This window comes from Leptolyngbya sp. FACHB-541 (genome assembly GCF_014695875.1).
Taxonomy (GTDB): Bacteria; Cyanobacteriota; Cyanobacteriia; order Elainellales; family Elainellaceae; genus JAAUTN01.
Genome location: NZ_JACJPC010000071.1, coordinates 1 through 18,077, shown reverse-complemented (window position 1 = coordinate 18,077; position 18,077 = coordinate 1). Strand labels below are relative to the sequence as shown.

The following is an 18,077-nucleotide window of genomic DNA, read 5'->3' as shown; positions in this document are numbered from 1 at the left end:
CTGTTGATAGCTCAGGCAGCAATTTCACTGGAGAATGCTCGGTTATATGAACAGTTAGCAGACTATACCGAAACATTGGAAAGGAAGGTAGAAGAGCGAACTCAATCCCTACAGCAGGAAATCGCTGAACGTCTACAGACCGAAGCCGCATTGAGACAAAGTGAAGCGAATTATCGCAACCTGCTACAAACCGCGAATTCCGTTATCATTCGCTATGATTCGCAAGGACGAATTCACTACATCAACGATTATGGGGTAAAACTCCTGGGCTATAAAGAACATGAGCTTTTAGGGCGAACCCTATTTGAAACCATCATTCCAGACATTGAAACCTCTGGACGCGATGTCAAACCCCTTGTTCATGATTTACTTCGCAATCCTCAATCGTACCCGCAAGGCGAGGGGGAAAGTCTGTGTCGAGACGGTCGACGAGTTTGGATGTCCTGGTCGAATCAAGCCATCTTCAATGAACAGGGAGAGGTCGTTGAAATCTTATCGGTGGGCAATGACACCACCCAGCGTAAACAAGCAGAAGAGGCTTTACAACGCAGTGAAGCCAAGTTCCGAGCTATCTTTGCAAACTCCCAGGTTGGCATCTACCGCACCCGCATTGGTGATGGGTTAATTCTCAATGCCAATCAATGCTTTGCCAATCTGTATGGCTTTGACTCACCAGAGGAGATCATTGGGATTGAACACACTATAGGCTACTATGTCAATCCCAGCGATCGCCAACAATTCCTTGAGTTGCTGAAGCGGGATGGGGAAGTGCGAAACTTTGAAGCCCAGGTGCGGAAACGAGATGGGACATTGTTTTGGGTACTTTTCTCTTCTTATCTGAATGCAGCCGATGGATACATCGAAGGGGTGGTTGCAGATATTAGCGATCGCAAGCAAGCAGAAGAAGCCCTACAAGCCTCAGAGACAAAGCTACGGACTCTAATTGAGGCAATTCCCGATCCATTGTTTGTACTGTCTGCTGAAGGGCGATTCCTTGAAATAAGGATACTGGAACCAAATCTGCTATGGCGACCTTTTGAGGAGATGATTGGTCAAACCATGCATCAACTCGGAAGGGAAGAAGCAGATGAATTTCTAAGTTATATTCAGCAGGTGCTGAGAACCCAACAAACCCTCACGGTCGAGTACAGTAGTTTTGTAAATGGACGAGAAGCCTGGTTTTCGGCTCGCATTGCCCCCATCAATCACGAACAGGTGATTTGGTTAGTGCGAGATATCACGCCGCAAAAGCAAGCAGAAGCAGCCTCAATTTTAGAGGAGCGCAACCGCATGGCACGCGAAATTCACGATACACTCGCTCAGGCGTTTACAGGGATTCTGGCTCAGGTCGGAGCCGCAAAACAGGTGCTCACGGATGATGTAGAAGCAACTGGGGCACACCTAGAGCTGATCAAAGAATTGGCACGAACTGGACTGACTGAAGCCCGGCGATCGGTCGTCGCGCTGCGTCCTCAGCTTTTGGAAGAAGGCAATTTACAGAGCGCTCTCCATCGTCTCATCGCTCAAATCAGAACTGCCGCAATGGATACCACTTTGCACTATGAGATCGAGGGGGCAGTGTATGCTCTCCCCACTGAAGTCGAGAGTAACCTACTGCGGATGGGGCAGGAAGCCTTAACCAATGCGATTAAACATGCCAATGCTGACGAAATTCGAGTTGAGCTAGCCTACAATCGCGATCAGGTTTGCTTGCGCGTGAAAGACAATGGACAGGGCTTTGGAGTCGGGAATATTCCATCCTCTGATGGTTTTGGCTTACTCGGCATGAGCGAGCGGGCAGAGCGCATCGGCGCACAACTCACGATTGGAAGTCAACCTGGACAAGGAACAGAAATTATTGTCACCGTTAACCCTTAAGTGAGCATCACGATGAGCCAAGCCACAACCATTCGGGTTCTGATTGCGGACGACCATGCCATTTTTCGGCAAGGATTAGCCACGATTATTAACCGTGATCCAGATATGAGCGTGATTGCCCAAGCCGAAAATGGGGAACAGGCGATCGCGCTATTCGGAGAACACCAACCGGATGTCACGCTCATGGATCTGCGAATGCCGGAAGTGGAAGGAGTTGCCGCTATCGGTGCAATTTGTGCGACGGCTAAATCGGCTCGGATTATTGTACTGACTACGTATGATAGTGACGAAGATATTTATCGGGGATTGCAGGCAGGCGCAAAAGGATATCTGTTGAAAGAAACTGAACCTGACGAGCTTCTAAACGCCATTCGTACCGTTCATCGGGGGCAGAAGTATATTCCGCCCGATGTAGGAGCAAAGTTAGTTCAACGGCTCAGCAATCCAGAACTGAGTGAACGAGAACTGGCGGTACTCCGTTCACTAGCACAGGGGATGAGCAATGCCGATATTGCGGCTGTTTTGAGTATTGGTGAAGGCACGGTCAAATCCCATGTCAATCGGATTTTGAATAAGTTAGATGTCAGCGATCGCACCCAAGCTGTGATTGTTGCTGTGAAACGCGGCATCGTGAGTTTGTAGGGTGTACTTTCGATCGAGTTGAGAGTCTAACTTAAGTTAGAGCCGGCCTTCTACTTTGCGATCGCAAAGTTACTCTATCAATTTGTACTGTAAAAGAGTTAACTCACTATAGACGACGGCTTGAAAGCGATCTCCTATATTGAACTTATTCCGAAAGAAGCTGAGTACTAGAACTGGACACGCCCCAGATAGCTAGGAAAAAACGACATTGAATCAACGAACCCCGTCTGCTTGCAGACGGGGTATGGAACAGGATCTGCTGCCGAACCTAAAGCTTCGGATGGCAGTTTGTCCTCTTCGCCGCAGAGCGGCGGGGAATCTACCCCTACTAGATTGAATTTGAATCAAAAAGGAGACAAACCCATGAGCAACACCATCGACACAATGATCAATCAGCAGCACGCTGCTGATTGATCATCAAAGCGGACTCTTCCAACTTGTGCGTGACATTGAACTCCCAGTCCTCCGCGCCAATGCCACCCCAATGCGCGGCATGTGCCGTGTGGAGAAGACCTTACAGGAGTAATGAAATGAAAGGAAATCTAAACAATGTTTGACGTCATCATCGTCGGTGGCGGATCCGCCGGCGCAGTGCTGGCTAATCGCCTGAGTGCTGATCCATCTCGCCGTGTCTTGCTGATCGAAGCGGGCAAGGCCTATCCTCCAAACGCCTATCCCGACCCAGTCCGCCGCCAAGACCTAGTGGGTGGCGATCCGCAGCACGACTGGGGCTTTTACAGCGAGCCTGGCGTGCTGGGCAGAAGGCTTCAGCTCAACCGCGGCAAGGTGCTGGGTGGCTCGTCTGCCATCAACGGTGCAGTGGCGATGCGGGTGCCGAAATACGACCACGATCGCTGGGCCAAGGCGCATGACCTCGACGCCTTGAACTGGCAAAGCTCGCAGGCCTTCTATCGTTCGCTGGAGCGTACCTCCGGCACTGGCGGCGACGGCCGCGACGGCTGCGTCCCCATCCACCAGCTCGGCGATGAAGAAGTGTCTGACCAGCATCGCGACTTCATCGCGTCGGCACTGGCTGCGGGCTACCAGCGCACATCGGGTTTTACGACGGGGCAGCCGCTGGGCGTTGGTCCCTATGTGATGAATACCCGCATGGGTGTGAGGCTTAACACAGGAATGACCTTGTTGGGCGATGCGGTGCGCGCCCGACCTAATCTGACCATCCGCGACGAGACGCTGGTCGATGCCGTGTTAGTGGAGCATGGCCAGGCCCAAGGCGTCCGACTGGCTGACGGGGCGATCATCCTAGCCGGTGAAATCATCCTTTCAGCGGGCACCTATGTCAGCCCGGCGATCCTGATGCGTTCCGGCATTGGCCCCTCTGAGGTGCTGCGAGGTCTTGACATCCCGGTCGTGTCCGAGCTGCCGGTCGGCCGCCGTCTACAGGATCACCCAATGGTCCCGACCGTCTGGTCGATTCGCAAGGAAGCAGTAGGCCTTCCGTATCCACCCATCGGCGCAATGCTGTGGACGGCATCCAACCACGCGACGAACGGCGAGGCAGATCTGAACATCAGCACCGCGACCCTGCCCGACGATGGGCAGACTTCCGACGGCGCGATGTTCCTGCTGTTCGCTGCGCTCGTGAGACCGCGTTCCGTGGGTTCCCTCACCATCGCCAGCCGTGATCCCTATGCTGCGCCCATCATCGATCTCGGCTTCCTGACAGACAGCGGTGACCGCGAGCGCTTGGTCGATGGTGTTGAAGTCATCCGGAACATTGCGCGTCAGCAGCCTTTTGCCGATATGGTGGGTGCAGAACTGGCGCCGGGCGCGGCAAAGAGCGACCGCGCTTCGATCAACGCCGCGCTCGCGGCCTCTGTGCAGAGCTATCAGCATCCGACCTCCACTGTACCCATGGGCGGACCGCGCGATGCCGGAGCCGTGGTGGATATTGACGGGCACGTTCGTGGCGTCAAGAGCCTGCGAGTCGTCGATGCCTCGATCTGGCCTGACGTGCCCTCCGTCGCAACGGCTTTCCCGACCATGATGCTGGCCGAAAGCATCGCTGCCCGGATGGCCTAAGAGAAGTACGCAATCAGTGAAAGCAGCCCCGCCCGAAAGAGCGATAGCTCTGAGATTTGCCGCAGGGGCAAGTCAACATCATCAACCCCAACTTGGACACAATCACATGACACAAGATCATCTCACAAGCGACGTCACGCTCGCCACCGCCGCACCCGCACACACGCAAGAGGCTGGCAAGGGTCTGACCGCAGCGCAATTGCTGAAGCGCAGTCTGGACACTTTCCTAGCCAAAGATATTAAGGGCTGGGCTGAACTCTGCGACGAAAACGTCGTCGTCGAATTCCCCTTCGCGCCCGACGTGGCGACCAGAAGGCTGGTGGGCCGAGCGGCTATCTACGAGTATTTGAAGAACTATCCCAGCGTCATTGACGTGCAGCGGACTCCCACGCTGAAGATCAACTCTACCGATGACCCCAACATGGCTATTGCCGAGTGGAGCGTCTCAGGCCGGGTGATCAGCAACGGCAATCCCTATGAAATGAGCTACGCCACGTTTGTGACTGTCAAGAATGGGTTGATCGTCAATTACCGCGAGTACTGGGACCCGATGGTGTTCATGGCAGCCATGAGCGGCGCAAAGTTCTGGTGACCTTGGCGAGTTGCTAAAACCCTTTCTCCCCAATAGCATTGTCTATCATCCACCGCAGATAAACTCTGCATCACAAACAAGCAACTCTCAACGGTCATTATTTATCTACCTCAAGCTTCGTTCACCTCATTCCTAAAAAAGCAATGAAAGCTATTGTTCTTGACCATTATGGAACACCTGATGTTCTATATCTGACTGAAATGCCTGATCCAGTACCTGGTACTAACGAAGTATTGGTACGAGTCTATGCATCCAGCGTGAACCCTGTTGATATTGGCGTTCGACAAGGGCGTGTTTTATCAAGTGAACCACATCGTTTTCCCATGATTTTGGGGTGGGATGCCGCAGGAATTGTTGAAGATGTAGGAGATGGTGTGACTGATTTTGTTAGAGGCGATCGCGTCGTACTGGTTTCAGAGCAGCCTTCCAGCGGCAGAGGTACTCATGCAGAACTCGTTGCGGTTCCGTCAAGACAGATTGTAAAACTGCCTGAAACCATCAACTTTGTAACTGCCGCTGCCATCCCTCTAGCCGGTATTACAGCTCTTCAAGCCGTTAAAGCCCTCTCGCTATCACCTGGACAACTGATTCTGATTAATAATCCACTGGGTGCAGTGGGCGGCTTTGCTAGTCAGATAGCACGGCAGCTAGGGCTAAAAGTGATTTCCCCTATATCACCTCACTTAGCAGAAGAAGCACGTACCCAAGGGGTTGAATGGGCGGTTCCAGTTGACCAAAGCTTGAACAATGCTGTTCGTGAAGTAGTACCTGAAGGCGTTGATGGGGCGATCGATCTGGTTGGAGCAGACATTGCCCATCAGACTTTCAGTGCCGTGAAGAATGGTGGAGCTTATACAACCGTACTTCCAGAATGGTGGAAGCCAGGAGGTCCTTACACTGAAGATCGAGCCATCAAACCAATCGTGGTAGAAAATAAACCCAATCAAGCTGACTTGTCTAAGCTAGTTGAATGGTTGAATCTTGGTGTTTTATCTCCTCGAATTGAGCAGACATTCTCATTAGCTCAAACGGCAGAAGCACACAGACTGCATGAAAAGCCTGGTTTGACTCGGAAGCTAATCATAGAGAATGCGTAAAAGATTTTCTTCAGCTAGGCATCGCTTTCACCTAAAACGAACTCAATTACCTATTCGCTAACCAACAAACACGGAGGATGATCATGTCCTATATCCTACACATCGACTCCAGTCCGGGCATTGAGCGATCGCTCTCTCGAATGCTGTCAAACCGAAACCGTCAGCTACGTCCTGGATGGACGGCTGGAACACAAGGACTCGGTCGGTCATGCCGGACTGCTCAATCCCAGTGATGTGGAGTAGATGATCGCTGGGGCAGGCGTAGTGCATTCCGAAATGCCAGAAGCTGAGTTTACCCGCACGGGTGGGCGACTGCACGGCATTCAACTGTGGGTCAACTTGCCGCAGCGGGACAAGATGATTGCTCCTCGCTATCAGGAAATTCCATCAGCGCAGATTCCGGTAGCTCAGACCAAGGATGGGTCCGTGACGGTGCGCGTGATTGCGGGAGAAGCGTTGGGGGCGAAAGCGGTGATTGAAACCCGCACCCCAATTATCTACCTGCACTTCACGCTACAACCGGGCGTAAGCATGGTTCAGCCGATACCGAAAGAGTACAACGCCTTTGCCTATGTCCTCGATGGGTCTGGTTTGTTTGGCACTGAGCAGGAACGGGGTGAGGATGGTCAAATGGTAATTTTTGCACCGGATGGTGAGGAAGTGGCGATAGCGCACGCGCTGACTTGTCAGTTCGCCAATCCTGCGGATGCCACCCAACCCCTTAATCTACTGCTGATTCCTGAAGTGCCGTTGAATGAACCCGTGGTGCGCTACGGTCTCTTTGTGATGAACACTGAAGCCGAAATACGGCAAGCGATAACGATTACCGAAATGGAAGGATGGGACATTTTCATGCATAACACGCTTCAACACCGCATGACCCAACATCAACTGCTGACCGATATCCGCATCAAGTTATTGCATTTACATAAACTGTTGTTGGATGTGGAGCGTAATCGTTACGAACAAGTGCGCGGACAGGTCTCTAACGGTGAATTGCTACAACTAGTGATCAATCACGATCAATTTGCCTGGTTGCATCGCCTCTCAGAATTGATTGTGCAAATTGATGAGTTAATCCACTCGGATGAGCCGACCACCTCTGAGGTAATTGCTGCTCTCATTGCTGATGTTCGGATTCTACTCGCACCTGATGAAGCTGGAAATGACTTTGCTGTGAAGTATGATGCGGCGTTTCAACGCAACCCCGATGTGGTGTTAGCTCATGCTAATTTGGTCACACTGCTAGCGACTAAAGTTCAACAATGCATAGAAGCAGTTCGTCTAGATTAAATTTAATCTGGACGAACTGCTTCTATGCATTGTGTTTATTGAATCGTAAGCATTCGCGACGTGTTCAAGTGTACTCTCAAACAAATCAGTGCACCCGATTCTAACTTAAGTTAGAACCAGCCTTCTACTCTGCGATCGCATAGCAACTCTATCAATCTGTACTGTAAAACTTTTAACTCGCTATAGACGACGACTCGAAGGCGATCTTCTATATTGAATTTATGCAAATAGAGATGCAGTCAAGTGAATCGAGCAAGTGAATTGCAAGGTTTCCTGTCTGATACGAATGTAGAAAGATGAGCGACGATCGTAGCCACAGGTCTTTACTTGTACCACCTTCAACTCAAGATTGGATGCAAGGTGTGCTAAGTGCAAGAGTCGTGCTGGTGATGTATGGAGACTATCAATGCCCTAGAAGTGCAGACGTTTACAAGTTGATTAAAGCGATCAAACGAGAGCTTAGTGCTGCTTTTGGAGAAGATTATTTATGCTTCATCTTCCGTCATTTTCCACAAACACAGATTCATCCCCATGCTCAACGGGCAGCCCAAGCAGCCGTTGCCGCCGCCGACCAAGGACAGTTTTGGTTCATGAGCGATACTTTATTTGACCATCAACAAAGGTTGGAGAACGGTTATCTTGTCGAGTACGCCAATGATTTAGGGCTTGATATTCCTCAATTTCTCAAAGAGTTGTCTAAACAAGTGCATGTCGATCGCATCAATGAAGATATTGAAGGCGGAATAGAGAGTGGAGTGACGACTACCCCAGCCCTGTTTATCAATGGAATCCGGTATACCGAGCGCTGGAACACGACGGAGTTGATGGCTGCCATGATTGCTGCAAGTCATTAAGTTCCCCGATCTTTGCTCTCAATTCATATCTGACTTGTCTGTAAGTACTATAAGCTATCAAATTTTGATGGCTAGATTTTGCCTGTTTCACTGAACAAAATTACCACTTTTTGAACCATGACAACAGTTACCATGCCAACAACTGAATTCCTGGGTATTGATTTAGTCAATTACAAATCAGTATTTCATTGAGGATAGTTCTATGACGCATTCACTAGTACAAGGCAAGAATAACCCTGGGTATGAAGGTACACCTCAGACTGATTCTCTTCGCGACTCTTCAGTTAATCATGCCCTGATTGCGATCGCGCGAGAAGTCACTGAGTTGCTGAGACAAACTTACCCGATACAAACTGATGAAATTAAAACAGGAGAAACAGAATGATACTGCAAGATAAAGTGGCGTTAGTCACTGGCGGAACTTCAGGAATTGGTAGAGCTACTGCGATCGCTTATGCCCAGCAACAAGCAAAGGTGGTGGTGGTGGGTCGTCGAATGGATGAGGGTGAAGAAACGGTTCGATTGATCAAGGAAGCTGGCGGAGAGGCGATTTTTGTGCAAGCAGATGTCACAAAAGAAGCCGATGTTAAAGTAATGGTTGACAAAGCGGTTGCGTTTTTGGTCGGTTAGATATTGCCTTTAATAATGCAGGAACTGTCGGCGAAAATCCTTCACTGATTGAGCAAACAGAAGTTGAATACGATCGCATGATGAACGTCAATGTCAAAGGCGTTTGGTTGTCGATGAAACATGAAATCGCTCAGATGTTGAAACAGGGAAGTGGTGCAATCGTCAATACGGCATCTACGGGTGGAGTCGTTGCAGTTCCTACCCAACCCCTCTACACCGCGAGTAAACATGCAGTAGTCGGTTTAACAAAAGCTGCTGCGCTCCAATATGCCAAAGCAGGTATTCGCATCAATGTCGTTGCACCAGCAGCAATCGAAACAGATATGTTTGAAGCAGCTACAGGTGGGCAGGATGAGGTCAAAGCTTACATAACAGGACTTCACCCGATCGGACGAATTGGAACACCGCTTGAAGTTGCAAATGCAGTCCTGTTTTTATCATCTGACCTGGCATCGTTCGTAACAGGTGAAACGTTGATGGTAGATGGCGGGTATGTAGCGCAATAGTCGATCGGCAATGCAAAATATTGCAGTAATCGAATGCGCGATGGCTAGCTTTTGCCTGCTTTGTTGAGCAAATTGCCAACTTTTGAACCATGCTAACAATTACAACGCCAACCCTTAAAGCCAAGCGCAAAGGCTTAACGCACACCCGATTGCAGCAAGTACTCGGCTATATTCGTACTCACCTTGATCGAGATTTGTCACTGACTGAACTTGCAGAAGTGATCAGTATCAGTCCGACTTGCTTTGCGAGTTTGTTTAAGCAAATAATGGGAATTTCTCCCCGTCAGTACGTGATTCAACAACGCGTGGAACAGGCGAAATTGATGCTGTCGAAAACAGATTTGGCGATTACCCGAAGGGGAACTTGCTTCGCAAACCGCAGACATTGCCCTACAAGCCGGCTTCTCTATCCAAAGCCATTTGACGCAACAGTTTAAGCGCTTCACTGGATTGAAATTAAGTTAGGTAAGAATCTGAAGCGGCAACAGAACTAAGCTTGTATCTTCGTCCACAACGTCAACTAAGAATGGATCGTACAAAATGAGTATTCAGCAATTAATCACGCCTGAAAAGCACGATTTAGGTGGATTTAGCGTACAGCGCATCTTGCCGAGTGAAACCCTAAAAATGGTTGGACCTTTCATCTTCTTTGATCACTTAGGTCCATCTATTTTCCCGGCTGGAAAAGGCGTCGATGTTAGACCTCATCCACACATCAATTTAGCGACGGTTACCTATTTGTTTGAAGGAAGCCTTCTGCATAGAGATAGTCTAGGTACAGTACAAGAGATTTTTCCGGGCGAGGTGAACTGGATGACAGCGGGCAAAGGTATTGTTCATTCTGAGCGATCGCCCGAGAGCTTTAGAGAGAAAGAATCTACTCTTCACGGCATTCAGACCTGGATTGCCCTCCCCGAAACCGCTGAAGAAGTTGAACCCAGCTTTTCACATTATCCGGCGACTGATTTACCGAGGTGGACTCAAACAGGCACCAGTGCGACCTTGATCGCCGGTAGCTACCAGTCTCACCAATCACCCGTTAAAACCTACTCTGCTACTCTTTATCTAGCGCTCGTTTTCACAGGGGGTAGTCAATTTCAGCTAGCGCCAACCGAAGGTTTAGAAAGGGCCGTTTATAGCGTCACATCTGGCCTGTTCGTAAATGGAGAGCCTTTAGAGCCATATCGTTTAGCCGTTTTAGCGCCGGATGAATCAGTAGATATCCGGGCGGAGGCTGAGGCAAAAGCAATGATTATCGGCGGGGCACCAGTGGGCGATCGCACAAAGTACTGGAACTTTGTGTCGAGCCGCTCAGCGCGTATCGAGCAGGCAAAACGGGATTGGCAAGACCGCCGCTTCCCAGCGGTTCCCGGTGAAACTGAATTCATTCCACTCCCTGATAATTCAGATCGCGATAGTAGCGCGCCCCCTCTGAGCTGACGATGGCTAGGCGTTTTTGCTGAGCGAGAGAACAGCCGCTTAACTCGTACAGCAAGGCTTTCTACTATTTCGGATTAAGTCTATTTCATTCGCAAAATGCTTGGAAAATGATATGGAAGTTGGAATTGACAGTTTTGCCTCGGTTGGAACGAGTGAAAATGGTGAAACGGCGGATGCCGCGCAGTCTGTCGCCGAACTGCTGGAGAGAATAGAGCAGGCGGATCGTTCCGGCTTGGATATCTTCGGTATCGGTGAGCATCATCGCCATGAATTTTTAGATTCGGCAAACGCGGTTATTCTCGCCGCTGCCGCCGCACGCACCGAGCGCATCCGTCTAACCAGCGCGGTTACGGTGCTAAGCGCGGCTGACCCGGTGCGCGTGTTTCAACAATTCGCCACGCTCGATCTGATCTCAAAAGGTCGCGCCGAAATGGTTGTCGGGCGTGGCTCGTTCACCGAAGCCTTTCCGCTATTCGGATTAAGTCTCGGCGATTACGACGAGATTTTTGCTGAAAAGCTCGAACTCTTGCTCAATATTCGGGACAATGAAACGGTCAATTGGTCGGGCAAATTTCGCCCCGCACTGGAAAACCAAGCGATTTATCCGCGTCCGCTGCAAAAGCCATTTCCCATCTGGATCGGGGTCGGCGGTACACCGCAATCCTTCCTCCGCGCCGGAATGCTTGGACTGCCGCTCGTGGTCGCCATTATCGGCGGCGAAACGCACCGCTTTCGCTCGCTCGTAGATTTATACCGCGATGCCGGAAAGCGCGCCGGACACGCGCCCGAAACATTGAAAGTTTCATTGCATTCAATCGGTTATGTCGCCGACACGACCGAGCAAGCCGTTGAAGAGTTCTTTCCAGGCTACGCCGAAACCTTCACTAAAATCGGCAAAGAGAGAGGCTGGCCGCCTGTTACGCGCGCCGCTTTTGACGCCCAGCGCGGCGCAACCGGCGCGTTACTGGTCGGCAGTCCTGAAGAAGTGGCGGAGAAAATTCGCCGTCACAGCGAATCCCTCGGCGGCATTTCGAGAGTCACGTTTCAAATGGACAACGCGCAGATGAACCATGCCCAACTGATGCGCTCCATTGAACTGGTTGGCACGCGAATGTCGCCACTCTTGAACAATTAAAATATGCTCACGATCGTAGACAACCTGGCCATCGTTCTATATACAGGTCACGAGATTCGATGCAGCTATTCGTCGTGATGAAACGTGATCAAGATTGGCGGATTGAAGGGCTACTCAATGCCCAGAAGTTGACGCTAGAACGGCAATTCTTCTTGGACGAGTTTGACTCGCTGAGTGAAGAGGCTCAACGTCAAGTAACCCATCTCGTTACAGATATCAAGCAGGCTTCGCTTCAATCGCGGGAGTAAGCAAAGAATTCGGCAACAATTGCGAATGAAATAAGAATCTGAAAGCAATCAAGCAGTTTCACTCATTACACTTCGTAGTGAAGCCGATTCAATGTAAGCCGTTTACCAGTTCACGACCTTGATACAAAGTTTGAGGCGATCTGCTGCCACTTAGAGATACTGAATGGATAGTGGATAACCGGACAACCATTTTTGCAAACGGCAGTTATACAACGTGGTAAGCAAACAAGGAGCATATCTAAAAATGGTTAAAGGTAGGTTAGAAGCATTCAGTGATGGGGTAATCGCTATTATTATCACCATTATGGTACTGGAGTTAAAAATACCTCATGAGTCAGATTTAGCTGCACTACGTCCGTTGATTCCAACCTTTTTAAGCTATGTGTTGAGTTTCGTGCATGTTGGTATCTACTGGAACAATCACCATCACCTGTTTCAGGCAGTCCGACAAGTGAATGGTTCAACTTTGTGGGCAAACCTACATTTGTTGTTCTGGTTATCATTATTTCCCTTTGTCACCGCATGGATGGGTGAAAATCACTTTGCTGCGTTGCCTGTGGCGCTTTATGGTGTGGTTCTATTGTTGGCTGCGATCGCCTACTTCACTCTGACCCGCACACTTGTTTTTCACCACGGTCAAGATTCCACACTTGCAAACGCTCTTGGTCGGAATTTTAAAGGCAAGTTATCAGTATTGACTTATGCAGTTTCAATTCCACTTGCTTTTGCAATCTCTTGGCTTGCATGTGCATTATACGTTCTGGTTGCAGTCCTGTGGCTCATTCCCGATCGTCGTATCGAAAAGACGTTGAACTCATAAAACTATAGCCCTCTACACACAAGGATATGACTATGCGTAGACTCGTAAGTTCACCAGATGCCGTTGGCAACCTCACCTTTCAAGACACTGAAGTTCCTACTCCGAAGGCTAACGAGTGCTTGATTCGCGTCAAGGCATTTTCGATGAATCGGGGCGAACTTAAGCGATCGCAAAATGATCTACTGGGCACTCCGATTGGCTGGGATGTCGTTGGCGTTGTTGAACAAACAGCACAGGACGGTAGTGGCCCACCCACAGGGACAAAAATTGTTGCCCTCTCCATCCGCTCGGAGGGCTGGGCAGAATATGTAGCAATTCCGACTCGCTTTCTGGCTGTCATTCCTCAGGGCGTATCAGATACCGATGCCGCCACACTGCCCGTCGCGGGGTTAACGGCACTGTATGCAGTGGAAAAGGGATCTCGTTTACCAGGAAGTCGAGTGTTGATCACAGGGGCAACAGGGGGAGTGGGACTCTTCGCCATGCAGCTTGCTCAGATTATGGGAGCTAGCGTCGTTGCCCAAATTCGTCAGCCAGCGCAAGAAGCATTTGTGCGAGATTACGGCGCAGATGAAGTGGTGCTAACCGAAACCGGGCAAGAAGCCAAGCAGTTCGCGCCTTATCGACTGATCGTTGATGGAGTAGGAGGTGAATTAGTCGGGACGCTAACTGCATTTTTGGCTAAAGGAGGCACCTGCGTTTGTTATGGCAGTAGCAGCGGCAATGAGATGAAGCTGTCCCTACCAGACTTCTATTTCGAGAATGGAGGACAGCGCACGCTTTACGGGTTCACGCTGTACACCGAAGTAGAGATGGAAAGTGCTAGTTCTGGGCTGGCTCGTCTACTGAGGTTAGTTGGGCAGGGGCGGCTCAAAACGCACATCGATCGAGCAGTTTCATGGCGTGAAGCAGGCGTAACAGCGGCTGATTTGATCGGGCGCAGATTTTCAGGCAAGGCTGTGCTGCATGTGGACTAATTGTTGCTCATCGGCTGAGTTATGTCAGCCACACAGGAATAGATTATCGCTGAGCTTTATTTGCAAAGAATGAAACGATTTACCTTGTTTACTTTCCTGTATCTCGCGCTGGCAGTTTGTCTGACAGCGATCGCGCTTGGATACCCAAACCTGCCTTCGGGTCTTCAAACAAGCTTGTTCATTAGTGCAGGAGCGTCTTACATCGCTTGTATTCTCAGTACCTTTCCAGTTTGGCGTGAGACAGCGATTCGCTTCTATCGCAGGCAGAATTCAGTGGTCATTCTACCCTGGTTGGTGATTGGATTCAATATTGTTTGGATGCTCTGGGAAGTTCAGAGTCAGAACTGGGCAATAGAAGCCATTTTACAAGCGTTTTCGCGGCTAATAGTTGCCTTACTGTTTGCAGAAATCATTGTGATTACACAGCAAGTGAATTCTGAACATTAGGGTCTAAATCAGATGATGCCGAAACAAACTCGTTTCAGCAACGCGAGATAGAGTCAAACGTATTACATGAGGAACACCATGAATAAGCCCAAGTTTTTTGTTACCCCCGGTTATGGGGAATACATGCTGAATAACTTGCATTACTCGCAAGCGGTAAAAATTGGCGATCGCGTGGAGATATCAGGTCAAGGCGGCTGGGATGACAATCTGCAAATTCCAGAATCGCTTGCGGATGAGATCGCCCAGGCGTTTCGGAACATAGAGCGAACCCTGGAGACTGCCGGGGCGGGTTGGGAGCATGTTGTCCATGTCAATTCTTACCATGTTGGCGGGTTTCCCCCTGAGGTTAACGAGGTGATGGTCAAACTATTTCGTCATTACATGCCCAACCACGCCCCAATCTGGACAGAGCTAGGTGTCGCAGCTCTTGCACTGCCAACGATGCGGATTGAAATCCGCGTTACTGCAATTGTTCCGTGAGTTTTGCATCAGCGACAGCGCTGCTCTACACCGATCGGAGCAAGCAGATGGAGTCATAACTGCGACACGAAATTGATGCTAACTAGAACTGATCCATCAGGAGGACGATCATGAAACTTCAAACCATTTTCAGATTACTAACGATCGCGACAGGCTTGCTCGGAGGTTCATTCACTCATCCAGCGATCGTACACAGCATTTCTTCACAGCAAACATCACCCGTTCTGATCGCCACTGCCTACACTGATTTAACCTTACCCACTTTGCGCCAGGGAGATCGCGGCAGAGACGTAGAACTGTTGCAGCGTATTCTTCTTGACAATGGCTTTTTAGGAGCTGCAGGCCTGAGGTTAGGCAATCCAAATGGTGCGATCGTCAATGGCATCTTTGGTGAGATTACAGCTTCTGCAATACGAGATTTACAGCAACGGTACGAAATTCCAGTCACAGAGCAAGTCAATCCTACAACTTGGGAAGTCCTGGATATGCACGAAAACCCCTACCGATCGCCGCTTCCCTGGAAACAATAGAACATTACACAACCATAAGCCACAGGAGATTTCTCATGAACCGAAAGATTCTTTCAACCAAAATCACAACTACAATCGCAATCGCAATTCTGTTCGGCGTACTCTTACTGTTCAATTTTCCATCCCTGGCTCAAGTCAGTTCACAAGTGATTCCCAGAATCGAAGTGATCGAAAGTGCTGAAGAGATTCCACCCAGCTACCGTTTAGTCATCAGCCGGTCACAGGACAATGTTTATGTCTTCTGTCCGACTGACTTCGAGCCACAGTTGAACTATCTGCAAAATGTGAAGGCGATTCAATGTAGGCCGTTTACCAGTCCTTAGAAGTAAATCAGCGAGGGGCAACAGCATAATAACTCACACCACTTTTTTGCTTTGAACAGAGGAGAGATTCAGATGTCAGAGAACAATAAAGCAATTTGAGAAGCGGCAAACGCGGCGATCGCCCAAGGCAACTATGAAGGATTCTTGTCGTTCTGCGCCGACGACATGGAATGGATATTTGTAGGCGATAAGACCCTGAACGGAAAAGAAGCCGTTCGCCAATGGATGGCAACGACATATGTAGAGCCACCCAAGTTTAGGGTCGCTCACTTCATCGCTGAGGGTGATTTCGTCACGGCGATCGGCGACATCACCCTGAAAGACGAAGACGGGAAGGCGACTGATTACTCGTACTGTGACATCTGGCGCTTTCGTGACGGGAAGATTGTCGAATTAAGGGCTTTCGTCATCAAAACCTTGAGAAAGTGCTGAAAGAATTTGGTAAAGACAACGTAATTGATTTTGTTTACTTACTTGCGATCGTTTAACTCCGTACTGCTCACAGGACAGCTTTTTCTGCCTGAGGATGCTACCTATGAACAGAGTATTCTTGGTATACAAGCGGATCAAATTGAGCGGACACGCTTTTACATGGAACCTGTGTAAGTGGATTCAATTACGTTAGAGTCCAGTGGGTATCTTTGTTATCTCACTTTGGATTTGCAATCTCTACCCACAAAGCAGTTGCGTGAGGTATAGCCATCAGCAAAATCGTGATTGATTTGTATATCAATGGTTAGCAGTTCTAGCACAATATTAGAGGTTTTCATGAAAAGAATAAAACATTCCTCCTCAATGTCTTTGACGCCTACTCACAACCTCTCAGTTCGTGAATTGGAAGTTTTGAAACTCATGGCGGAAGAAAGAATAAAATATTCCTCCTCAATGTCTTTAACGCCTACTCACAACCTCTCAGTTCGTGAATTGGAAGTTTTGAAACTCATGGCGGAAGGTCAAAGTAATTCTGAAATTGCAGCCCATCTATATCTGAGCCACAACACTATAAAAACTCATGTACGTGGTGTCTTCAACAAACTTGGAGTTGACCATCGTGTACAGGCTGCTGTAGTTGCTTTACGTCAAGGGCTGATTTAGGAGGTTCAATGATGACTTCTGAAGAAGCACTGGAAGTTGTAGAGCAAATTTTACCACCAGGAACACTAACCTCTGTCAAAGTATTGGTATTTCATCACTCTTGGAATGGTAAAGAATACATCACGTATTTGAGATCTTAAGGAGAGGCTGCAAGCCGCTTAATCATTAGCCGAATGAAGCAAAGGTTGAGTTTGGTTGTGGCAATGGCAAGCGTCCGCTCAAAGTTCTTGACCAAGATTTTACAACGCTCCATCCAGGTATTGGAACGCTCAATCACCCACCTGGCAATTACCGGAACAAATCCAGATTTTCCCTGTTCTGCCTTTTCTTGTTTCGAGGGCTTGGTCGAAAGCTCAAACCTGATTTTCGTCATAATTTGTGGATAAACCTGCTCAAGCTGATTCATTAAATAGTCAAGGTGATATCCGTGGGGTGTAATCAGGATAAGTGCGTTTTAGTGCCACCAATTCTTGAAACCTTTACCTGATAAACTTTCTGGAATTTCCTGTCTCATCTGTAAATCTGGTTGAGGAGGTACGTAGAATTAAGAGTTTTCAGCTTCTGTGGCACTAAATTACAAGCATCCTGATTACACCCCATTTCAATTACGATGACTGATTTTCAGACGATGATCACGTTTCCTAAGGCATGGGATACTGCCTCTCCTAAGAAGGAAATGATTATGGGGTGGAACACTGAAGACTTATAGCCGGAAACTCAATGTTGCGATCGCCATCTCCTTATCCTTCTCCGTCACATCGATATACCGCTGCAATGCCGAAAGGCTCTTGTGTCCAGAAATGGATTGAATATGCTTAATCGGCACTCGCTCATTGTGCATCCAGGTAATCGCTGTTCGTCGGAAACTGTGAGTACTGGCTCCCTCAATCGCCAACCGCTTAAAGGCTGCCCGTAATACCAATTCTCTAAATTTCGGCGACAGATAAAGCTTCCAAGATAGAGGGACGAGCGGTAATCGATGCAATCACTTCAGGAGTGAGTGCTGCCAGACGTTCTCGCAACTGCTGACGCAACCCATCAAGCGTA

General features: G+C 49.1%; 21 protein-coding genes and 3 pseudogenes. 22 read left to right on the top strand and 2 right to left on the bottom strand.

Features of this window, described 5'->3' with window-relative positions; genetic code table 11:
- The 22 genes and pseudogenes from H6G00_RS15915 to H6G00_RS35455 form a co-directional block, all read left to right on the top strand.
- Positions 1 to 1,878, top strand: a 1,878-nt coding sequence (locus H6G00_RS15915; RefSeq protein WP_190797503.1) for a PAS domain S-box protein, incomplete at its 5' end; no start/stop codon positions are given.
- A gap of 12 nt (positions 1,879 to 1,890) precedes the next feature.
- Entirely contained in the window at positions 1,891 to 2,520 is a 630-nt protein-coding gene (locus H6G00_RS15910) for a response regulator transcription factor (protein ID WP_190797502.1), read from the top strand.
- Positions 2,521 to 3,069: 549 nt separating this feature from the next.
- Positions 3,070 to 4,563 carry a GMC oxidoreductase gene (locus H6G00_RS15905; protein WP_190797501.1) on the top strand — a complete coding sequence of 498 codons (1,494 nt, stop codon included), beginning with the start codon at positions 3,070 to 3,072 and terminating at the stop codon, positions 4,561 to 4,563.
- Between the two features lie 106 nt (positions 4,564 to 4,669).
- The gene (locus H6G00_RS15900; protein ID WP_190797500.1) at positions 4,670 to 5,155 is read left to right on the top strand and encodes a nuclear transport factor 2 family protein; all 486 of its coding nucleotides are present in this window, start codon (positions 4,670 to 4,672) and stop codon (positions 5,153 to 5,155) included.
- A 143-nt stretch (positions 5,156 to 5,298) separates the two neighbouring features.
- Positions 5,299 to 6,252, top strand: a complete 954-nt coding sequence (locus tag H6G00_RS15895) for an NADP-dependent oxidoreductase (RefSeq protein WP_190797499.1) — start codon at positions 5,299 to 5,301, stop codon at positions 6,250 to 6,252.
- A 153-nt stretch (positions 6,253 to 6,405) separates the two neighbouring features.
- Positions 6,406 to 7,112, top strand: a pseudogene (locus tag H6G00_RS36685) (pirin-like C-terminal cupin domain-containing protein); the annotation flags it as partial.
- A complete protein-coding gene (locus H6G00_RS36680; RefSeq protein ID WP_190797498.1) occupies positions 7,105 to 7,545 on the top strand; it encodes a hypothetical protein in 441 nt (146 codons plus the stop codon). The pseudogene H6G00_RS36685 and the gene H6G00_RS36680, both read left to right, overlap by 8 nt.
- Positions 7,546 to 7,841: 296 nt before the next feature.
- Positions 7,842 to 8,399, top strand: a complete 558-nt coding sequence (locus H6G00_RS15880; RefSeq protein WP_190797497.1) for a DsbA family protein — start codon at positions 7,842 to 7,844, stop codon at positions 8,397 to 8,399.
- 202 nt (positions 8,400 to 8,601) lie between these two features.
- The gene (locus H6G00_RS15875; protein ID WP_190797496.1) at positions 8,602 to 8,784 is read left to right on the top strand and encodes a hypothetical protein; all 183 of its coding nucleotides are present in this window, start codon (positions 8,602 to 8,604) and stop codon (positions 8,782 to 8,784) included.
- Positions 8,781 to 9,535 (top strand): annotated as a pseudogene (locus H6G00_RS36675) (SDR family oxidoreductase). The gene H6G00_RS15875 and the pseudogene H6G00_RS36675 overlap by 4 nt, the downstream one beginning before the upstream one ends.
- Before the next feature lie 89 nt (positions 9,536 to 9,624).
- On the top strand, positions 9,625 to 9,972 hold the full coding sequence (locus tag H6G00_RS15865) for an AraC family transcriptional regulator (RefSeq protein ID WP_242042300.1): 348 nt from the start codon (positions 9,625 to 9,627) through the stop codon (positions 9,970 to 9,972).
- Between the two features lie 103 nt (positions 9,973 to 10,075).
- A complete protein-coding gene (locus H6G00_RS15860; RefSeq protein ID WP_190797495.1) occupies positions 10,076 to 10,975 on the top strand; it encodes a pirin family protein in 900 nt (299 codons plus the stop codon).
- A 112-nt stretch (positions 10,976 to 11,087) separates the two neighbouring features.
- The gene (locus tag H6G00_RS15855) at positions 11,088 to 12,110 is read left to right on the top strand and encodes an LLM class flavin-dependent oxidoreductase (RefSeq protein ID WP_190797494.1); all 1,023 of its coding nucleotides are present in this window, start codon (positions 11,088 to 11,090) and stop codon (positions 12,108 to 12,110) included.
- A 77-nt stretch (positions 12,111 to 12,187) separates the two neighbouring features.
- Entirely contained in the window at positions 12,188 to 12,358 is a 171-nt protein-coding gene (locus tag H6G00_RS15850; RefSeq protein WP_199313718.1) for a hypothetical protein, read from the top strand.
- 244 nt (positions 12,359 to 12,602) lie between these two features.
- Positions 12,603 to 13,178 carry a TMEM175 family protein gene (locus tag H6G00_RS15845; RefSeq protein WP_190645954.1) on the top strand — a complete coding sequence of 192 codons (576 nt, stop codon included), beginning with the start codon at positions 12,603 to 12,605 and terminating at the stop codon, positions 13,176 to 13,178.
- Positions 13,179 to 13,210: 32 nt separating this feature from the next.
- Positions 13,211 to 14,155: a zinc-binding dehydrogenase gene (locus H6G00_RS15840; RefSeq protein WP_199318523.1), complete on the top strand. Its 945-nt coding sequence runs from the start codon at positions 13,211 to 13,213 to the stop codon at positions 14,153 to 14,155.
- 69 nt (positions 14,156 to 14,224) lie between these two features.
- Positions 14,225 to 14,602, top strand: a complete 378-nt coding sequence (locus H6G00_RS15835) for a hypothetical protein (protein ID WP_190797493.1) — start codon at positions 14,225 to 14,227, stop codon at positions 14,600 to 14,602.
- A gap of 78 nt (positions 14,603 to 14,680) precedes the next feature.
- Complete coding sequence (locus H6G00_RS15830; RefSeq protein ID WP_190797492.1) at positions 14,681 to 15,082, top strand: RidA family protein; 402 nt, start codon at positions 14,681 to 14,683, stop codon at positions 15,080 to 15,082.
- Positions 15,083 to 15,192: 110 nt separating this feature from the next.
- Positions 15,193 to 15,612 carry a peptidoglycan-binding domain-containing protein gene (locus H6G00_RS15825; RefSeq protein ID WP_190797491.1) on the top strand — a complete coding sequence of 140 codons (420 nt, stop codon included), beginning with the start codon at positions 15,193 to 15,195 and terminating at the stop codon, positions 15,610 to 15,612.
- A gap of 35 nt (positions 15,613 to 15,647) precedes the next feature.
- Complete coding sequence (locus H6G00_RS15820; protein WP_190797490.1) at positions 15,648 to 15,935, top strand: hypothetical protein; 288 nt, start codon at positions 15,648 to 15,650, stop codon at positions 15,933 to 15,935.
- A gap of 117 nt (positions 15,936 to 16,052) precedes the next feature.
- Positions 16,053 to 16,367: a nuclear transport factor 2 family protein gene (locus H6G00_RS15815; protein WP_347278189.1), complete on the top strand. Its 315-nt coding sequence runs from the start codon at positions 16,053 to 16,055 to the stop codon at positions 16,365 to 16,367.
- Between the two features lie 474 nt (positions 16,368 to 16,841).
- Positions 16,842 to 17,030, top strand: a pseudogene (locus H6G00_RS35455) (LuxR C-terminal-related transcriptional regulator); the annotation flags it as partial.
- A gap of 136 nt (positions 17,031 to 17,166) precedes the next feature.
- Here the strand turns inward: H6G00_RS35455 and H6G00_RS15805 are convergent.
- Both H6G00_RS15805 and H6G00_RS15800 read right to left on the bottom strand, forming a co-directional pair.
- The gene (locus tag H6G00_RS15805) at positions 17,167 to 17,403 is read right to left on the bottom strand and encodes a transposase (RefSeq protein WP_242042298.1); all 237 of its coding nucleotides are present in this window, start codon (positions 17,401 to 17,403) and stop codon (positions 17,167 to 17,169) included.
- A gap of 330 nt (positions 17,404 to 17,733) precedes the next feature.
- A complete protein-coding gene (locus H6G00_RS15800; protein ID WP_242042297.1) occupies positions 17,734 to 17,952 on the bottom strand; it encodes a tyrosine-type recombinase/integrase in 219 nt (72 codons plus the stop codon).
- Positions 17,953 to 18,077: the final 125 nt, after the last annotated feature.